Source organism: Clostridium guangxiense (assembly GCF_021043395.1).
Classification (GTDB): Bacteria; Bacillota; Clostridia; order Clostridiales; family Clostridiaceae; genus Clostridium_S; species Clostridium_S guangxiense.
This window is the reverse complement of the sequence record NZ_JAJNKE010000073.1, coordinates 1-7396: the sequence shown is the minus strand read 5'-3', so window position 1 is coordinate 7396 and position 7396 is coordinate 1. Positions and strand designations below refer to the sequence as shown.

Below are 7396 nucleotides of genomic sequence, written 5' to 3'. Positions count from 1 at the left end.
AAAACCCTTCACCTTTCGCATAGCGAAAACCTTAGTCTTTTAACAAACGAAGTGAGTTAAAACCCTTCACTATAGTGATCGACAAATTCCAGTTTGTAAGGATAAATTTGGTATTGGTAATTTAAATATTTCAGCTTGTTTATCTATAATAAATATAAAACTCAATTCTCAAAATGTAAACTTTCATTTGTTTAACTTTAAGTTCAATGAAAAAGTATATGTGTATATTCCTAGGGATTACGACAAAGATTTAAATGTGGAGCAGTCCTCTGGAAATACTAGATTTTTATCTGATATAAAATTAAATAAATTAAAATATAATATAGGTTCTAGTTCGGGAAATGTAAAGTTAAGTGTACCAAGTTATTTGAATTTTGAGTTTAATGGAAGCTGATTATCTGGGAATATAAAATCTAATTTTGACATGAATAAGAATGAAGGTGGAAAGAGAGCGTGGGCGAAAGTTGGAGATAAACCTTATAAGAAGATAAATACAAAAGTAAGTTCTGGCAATATAGATATTATGAAATAAGTTCATTTTAAAAGGTGCATGTAAAAAAGTTTGTTTTTTACATACACCCATAGTTTTATATTAGATACTCCAAATGTTAGGCGTAATAGTAATTTCGGCTGATTGACCAGCAGTTACAGATTGAACTGCTGCACGTACATAAGCCATATGACCTCTAGTGTTTAGGATAATGCTTTGACCCGGTTCAAGAGAAGGGAGAGTCATAACAGGTGACAAATCATCTATCCAAATTGTATTATCTGCACTAAGCTGCAAAGTAACATAACCGTTGTTTGAGGTTCCAGTATTTTGCATAGCAAACGTTCCGAAATTAGTTCCAAGAGGAATAGAGGTTGAACCTGTTAGAGTGTTCGTTGTGTTAATTGTCTCTGAAGGATATTGAGTTATAGTGCCTTTACTTGTGTTTATAGTGAGAACAGGAGCAAAAGTGTTAATTGGGTAGTTTGCACTTGTAAAACCAACTAAGGAAGTTTGGGTTTCATCACCTTTTAACAGAAATCCATAATTCTTAGAGATACCGTTATACCAATTTTTTACGGATGTTGTAACATTGATGGAGATCACAGTGCCGATTTCATTTGTTATTGTGGTTGAAGCTTCAGCAATGGGGTAGATTTGAGGTTGATTATTCCAGTTTACAGTATTAATATCATAGTTTTCTAAAATTCTGTAAACATTTATTTGCTTTGATAATGCAGGAACATCATTTCTTGCTATATAAAGTGATAAATTTGCAGAATTTATAGAATAACCAAATGGAATGTTGCTAATATTAAATTGGATTATACTTCTATAATTATCTGTATCTCCTGAAAATTGACCTACATATATCAAAGGACTTGTACTATGATTTACTGCTGGATTGCTTTGAGAAAGAAAAGTAGTACCAGTCGACTGAAATGTCAATATTGGCATAATTAAAACACTTCCCAATTACAAAATAAAAGTAAATTTTGTTGCTCAATATATTATATGCCATTAATTGCAGAAAGTTAAAATAAGGGTTGCCACACTAAATATAAAAAATTCCGAACTAATTAAAGTGAAAGGTTTTAACTTCTCTTTGCTCATTAAAACCCTTCACTATTATGATCGCAATTTTTTTAGTGCGACACCACCATATGAAATATTAGCTATTTTAAATATCCTTCTTTATATAAAAGTTCGGCAGTAAGAAGTGCACCACCAGCAGCACCACGAAGTGCATTGTGTGAAAGACCTACAAATTTATAGTCAAATAGAGAATCTTCTCTGAGTCGCCCTATACTAATTCCCATGCCTTTTTCCAAATCTCTATCTAGTTTTGGCTGTGGTCTAAAATCATCTTCAAAATAAGTTAAGAAATGTTCTGGAGCTGTTGGAAGATTTAAAAGTTGAGGTTTACCCTTAAAGTTTTTGAAACGCTCAATTATTTCTTCTTTTGAAGGCTTGTTTTCAAAGGAAACAAATACAGCAGCAAGATGACCGTCTGATACAGCGACTCTTATACACTGAGAAGTTATAGTTGGATTTGACACAGAAACAATTTTATTTCCTTCTATATGGCCCCAAACTTTAAGTGGTTCATCTTCGCTTTTTTGCTCTTCTCCAGGTATATAAGGAATTGTATTATCAACTATGTCTGGAAATTCTTTAAATGTTTTTCCACTGCCGGATATTGCTTGATAAGTGCAAACAAGTATTTTAGTTGGCTTAAAATCAAGAAGTGCGCTTATAGCAGGTACATAACTTTGGATTGAGCAATTTGGCTTTGCAACTATAAAGCCTTTTTTAGTTCCTAATCTCTCTTTTTGTTTTTCAATTATTTGAAAGTGATCAGAATTTACTTCTGGTATAATAACAGGTACATCAGGAGTAAAGCGATGTGCTGAGTTGTTTGATACAACAGGCACTTCATGCTTAGCATATTCTTCTTCTATTTTTTTAATTTCATCTTTTGGCATATTTACTGCGCAAAATACGAAATCAACTTGACTGCAAATTTCATCTATTTCATAAATGTCTTTTACGACTAAATTCTTAATGTATTCAGGAACTGGTTTGCTTAACTTCCATCTATCCTTTACATTTTCATAGTAAGTTTTTCCAGCGGAACGTTTGCTTGCAGCAATACATTTAACTTCAAAATATGGGTGATTTTCAAGGAGAGTTACAAATCTTTGACCAACAAGACCAGTAGCCCCAAGTATACCCACTCTTAGTTTTGTACTCATTTATGAATCCCTCCACGTTTATTTATTTGACTTTGTCTTAAGTAAGTGCTATTCTTTACACTTATTTAAAACACAGCTTTATATTTACACATCTTTTTATATTATAATAGATAATTGTAAACTTGTATATGAAATAAAGATACATTTAGGCTTTCATTTATCAAAAAATTGTATTATGTCTTTAATTTTGCTATTGTATATACAAGGGGTGAATAATAATGGAAAAGATAATTATGCTTGGAAATGGATGTGCAATGGTAACAAAGTGCTATAATACTTGTTTTGCAATATTAGATTCTGATGAATATTTTTTAGTTGATACGGGTGGTGGAAATACTATACTTTCTAACCTTGAAAAAAAGAATATTGAAATAAGTAAAATTCATAATGTGTTTATTTCCCATGCACATAATGATCATATTATGGGAATTGTATGGATTATAAGAGCTGTTTGTCAAAAAATTATAGACGGAAAATATGAGGATAATTTATACATATATAGTCATAATAAAAATATAGAAATAATAAAAACTATAAGTAATTTGCTTTTGCAAAATAAATTCACAAAATACATAGGAGATAGAGTTAAATTTGTTCCTATAGAGGATGAAAGTTATATGGAAGTACTTAATTGGAAGGTAGAATTTTTTGATATAAAAAGCACTAAGCTTCTTCAATTTGGTTTTAAAATTAACTTTAATAGTGGAAAAAATCTTGTTTTTCTTGGAGATGAACCACTTAACGAAGATTTGACTAATTATGCTTATAAATGTGATTATTTGATGCATGAAGCATTTTGTCTGTATTCTCAAAGAGAAAAATTTAAACCATATGAAAAGCATCACTCGACGGTTAAAGATGCATGTACTAATGCATCAAAATTAGAAGTTAAAAATGTCGTCTTAATTCACACTGAAGATGAAAACTTAGATAATAGAAAAGTTTTGTATTCAGAAGAAGGAAAAAATTATTTTAATGGAAATATTATAGTGCCTGATGATCTTGAAGAAATATATCTTTAAGTTGTTAAGTGTTTCAGGGAGAAAAAATATGAAAGAATATATAATAAAAAAAGTGTTAAATAACAATGTTGTTATAGCTACAAGCAAGAATAGTGATTTTGTACTTGTTGGAAAAGCAATAGGTTTTAATGCCAAAAAGGGTAGTAAAATTTCAAACGACAGAATTGAAAGCATGTTTATTAAACAGTCCTTAAAGAAAACAAATTTTGATGAAGTTATTGAAAATATAGATGGTAAAGTTATAGGAATTTGTGAGGAAATAATTTCAATGTGCGAAAAAGAGTTTAATGTAAAGTTTAGTGAGGCTATACATGTATCTCTTCCTGACCATATAAATTTTGCATTTCATAGAATTGAGAAGGGGATTAAAATTGAAAATCCGTTTCTTTATGAAATTTCAGCCTTATATCCTAAGGAATATAGGCTGGCTAAAAAAGCGCTAGATATGATAAATAGTAGATTTGAGGTAAATCTTCCAGAGGATGAAATAGGTTTTATATGCATGCATATAAATGCAGCAATAAAGCAAAGGGGAGTAAGTGATACACTTGCATACACGAAAAAGATAGGAAACATAATGGAACTTATATTAAAACTTTTAAAAAAGAAACTAGATAAAGATTCACTAGCTTATGTAAGAACTGTTACCCATATAAGTTTTGTTTTAGATAGGGTAATTAATAAAAAAACTATTAGAAATGATTTGCTTGACAATATAAAAGAAGAATTATATAATGAGTACGATTTAGCAATTAAGGTTGCTATGAAAATTGAAGATTTGTTTTCTATAAAAGTACCAGAAGATGAAATAGGCTATTTGGCTTTACATCTTAAAAGATTAGAAGATTTATAAAGTAGTGTTACTATTAAATTAGGCACGAGCTTTGTTCATAATGTAAGATTATATTATGACTATGCTCGTGCTTTATTTTTTTGGACTTTATAGATATGCAAGTCTCAGGAGTGTATAGTTTAAATACTAAAAACTAACACTATTATTAAAAATATATAATACATTAAAGTTCTTAGATTATTTTTTTAAATATACGTATGTTAAATTTAAAAAAACAAAATATAGTAGAATTTGTGTCTTATATGTGTAATTAATATTTATTAAAAAATAGGAGGAGAACATATGAAAGGAAAGACTTTTGCAGTACTTCAGAGAATAGGTAAGTCACTTATGCTTCCAGTATCTGTTTTACCAGCAGCAGGAATACTTCTTAGAATTGGTCAGCCAGACCTTCTTAATATTCCGTATATTGCAGAAGCAGGTAATGCTATTTTTAGTAATCTTCCAATGATTTTTGCAGTTGGAGTTGCTATAGGATTTTCAGGAGGAGAAGCTGTCGCAGCACTTGCAGCGGTAGTAGGACAATTAATTTTACAGGCAATTGAAACCTTAGCGAGTACAACTGCAGCAGCGAGTCAAGCTCAGGCTGCTGCAGCGGCTAAACATATGACACTTGCTGCATTTAAGGCTACTCAAGAATATAGTAACATAGTTACGAGAACTTCAGTAAACATGAGCGTATTTGGTGGAATAATAATAGGTTTAGTAGCTGCACTTTTATATAATAAATTTCATGATATCAAAGTTCCACAGGTGCTCGGTTTCTTTGGAGGAAAGAGATTTGTTCCAATAATTACATCCGTAGCAGCAGTTATCATTGCTATAATTGGAGTTAATATATGGCTTCCAGTTCAAGGTTGGATAAATGATTTTGCAAGTTTTGCAAGTAGCTCACCTGTTGGACCAGGAATGTATGCAGCTGGAAAAAGACTTTTAATACCACTTGGACTTCATCATATTTATTATCCAGTATTCTTATATCAATTTGGGCATTTTGTTTCTAATGGTGTAACTTATATTGGAGATACAGCAAGATATTTCCATGGGGACCCTAACGCGGGACACTTTATGGCTTCTGAATATCCAATTTTGATGTTTGGTCTTCCTGGCGCAGCATTAGCAATGATTGCAACAGCTAAAAAAGAAAAAAGAAAGCAAATAGCGGGTATGATGATTTCAGCGGCATTTGTAGCTTTCGTAACAGGTATAACAGAACCGATTGAATTCTCATTCATATTTGTTGCACCTATTTTGTTTGTATTCCATGTGCTTGCAGCTTTTGCAGCAGGTGTTATTACAAGTTTACTTAATATAAGACTTGGGTATACATTTTCAGCATCCTTTATTGATTATGTATTGGGCTTTAAATATGCTGGTCACCCATGGCTTATATGGCCAGTTGGAATTGCCTTCTTTGCGCTGTACTTTGTGGTATTCTACTTCACAATAAGAGCAATGAATATAAAAACTCCAGGAAGAGAAGATGACGATGCAGAGGGGATAAAACCTATAAATGTTAAAGGAAATGCAAAAGCAGCTAAAGTCCTTGAAGCTATAGGTGGAAAAGATAACATAAAGGTTTTAGATGCATGTATTACTAGACTTAGACTTAACTTAAATGACCCATCAGCAGTAGATGAAAAAACATTAAGAGCACTTGGAGCAGCAGGAATTATGAAATCAGGTGATAGTGTTCAGGTTGTTTTTGGAACTCAGGCAGAAAGTATTAAGGATAGTATAAAAGCAATAATTGAAAATGGTGGAATTGTAGAAGATTCTTCAGAGAATGAAGCAGCAATAGAAGAAGATAAAAAAGTATCAAGTGGAGTTCATGAACTTGTAAGTCCTGCAGATGGAGAAATTGTTCCTCTTGAAAAAGTTCCTGATGCAGTTTTTGCTGAAAAAACTTTAGGAGATGGATTTGCAGTAGAACTTTCTGGTAATGAAATACACTCACCGGCAGATGGAGAAATTACTGTATTGTTCCCAACAAAACATGCTTTTGCAGTTACAACAACTAGTGGACTTGAACTTTTAGTTCACATAGGAATAGATACTGTTGAACTTAATGGTGAGGGATTTATAGCACATGTAAAGCAAGGTGACAAAGTTAAAAAAGGTGATAAAGTTATTACTATAGACAAAGCAGCAATAGAGGCAAAAGGTAAAAATACTATTACACCTGTTATTGTTACTAACATGAATATTGTTGAAGGCATTAAAATAAAAGAAGGAAAGACATCACAAGGAAACACAGCAGCAGAAGTTACAATTAAGTAGAAAGAATGCGAATTAACAATGCTTCGTCGCATACACATACATGGAGTTTGGGCGTAAGCCTATTATCCTTCTAGAACAATATAAAAGCACTTTTAATAAAAAAGTTCTATAAATCTAAGATAAAAAATCCTAAAATCCTAAGATGTTTCAATAACTTGCTTTTGGCTCAAACAGATTGAAATATCTAAGGGTTTTAGGATTTTTTTATCAAGATTTATTAGAGCTTTTTTAAACTGTTCCTTCAGCATTGTTAATTCGCTCCCACGGTAGTACAAGGAAAAAATTCCTCCGTACCTACGGAATTTTGGCGTGAATCTTTGTATAGATAAACAAGTTGAAAGATTGAAACGACTAATACTAAATTTATTCTGCTAAACTGGAAGTTGTGAAGTAATAATGCTTCGTCGCGTTAAAAAAACCCTATAAATCTAAGGCTTAAAAATTGTAAAATACTAAGAAATTTCAATAACTCGCATACGCTCAAACCTGCTAAGCA

Annotated in this window: 6 protein-coding genes; 4 read left to right on the top strand and 2 right to left on the bottom strand. The window is 31.5% G+C overall.

Features of this window, described 5'->3' with window-relative positions; translation table 11 throughout:
• Positions 1-85 precede the first annotated feature (85 nt).
• Entirely contained in the window at positions 86-394 is a 309-nt protein-coding gene (locus LQK79_RS20385; protein WP_331000779.1) for a DUF4097 family beta strand repeat-containing protein, read from the top strand.
• Between the two features lie 198 nt (positions 395-592).
• Here LQK79_RS20385 and LQK79_RS20380 read toward each other — a convergent pair whose 3' ends face one another.
• Both LQK79_RS20380 and asd read right to left on the bottom strand, forming a co-directional pair.
• Positions 593-1447, bottom strand: a complete 855-nt coding sequence (locus LQK79_RS20380; protein ID WP_231017713.1) for a DNRLRE domain-containing protein — start codon at positions 1445-1447, stop codon at positions 593-595.
• A 218-nt stretch (positions 1448-1665) separates the two neighbouring features.
• Positions 1666-2745, bottom strand: coding sequence for an aspartate-semialdehyde dehydrogenase (asd, locus tag LQK79_RS20375; protein WP_053243433.1), 1080 nt, complete (start codon positions 2743-2745; stop codon positions 1666-1668).
• 218 nt (positions 2746-2963) lie between these two features.
• Between asd and LQK79_RS20370 the strand changes: the two genes are divergently transcribed.
• The 3 genes from LQK79_RS20370 to LQK79_RS20360 all read left to right on the top strand — a co-directional run bounded on the left by LQK79_RS20370 (position 2964) and on the right by LQK79_RS20360 (position 6900).
• The gene (locus LQK79_RS20370; protein WP_053243432.1) at positions 2964-3767 is read left to right on the top strand and encodes an MBL fold metallo-hydrolase; all 804 of its coding nucleotides are present in this window, start codon (positions 2964-2966) and stop codon (positions 3765-3767) included.
• Between the two features lie 28 nt (positions 3768-3795).
• Positions 3796-4620 (top strand): PRD domain-containing protein, encoded by an 825-nt coding sequence (locus LQK79_RS20365; RefSeq protein WP_231017711.1) that lies wholly within the window; start codon positions 3796-3798, stop codon positions 4618-4620.
• 282 nt (positions 4621-4902) lie between these two features.
• Positions 4903-6900 carry a glucose PTS transporter subunit IIA gene (locus LQK79_RS20360; RefSeq protein WP_053243430.1) on the top strand — a complete coding sequence of 666 codons (1998 nt, stop codon included), beginning with the start codon at positions 4903-4905 and terminating at the stop codon, positions 6898-6900.
• The last annotated feature ends 496 nt before the right edge of the window (positions 6901-7396 follow it).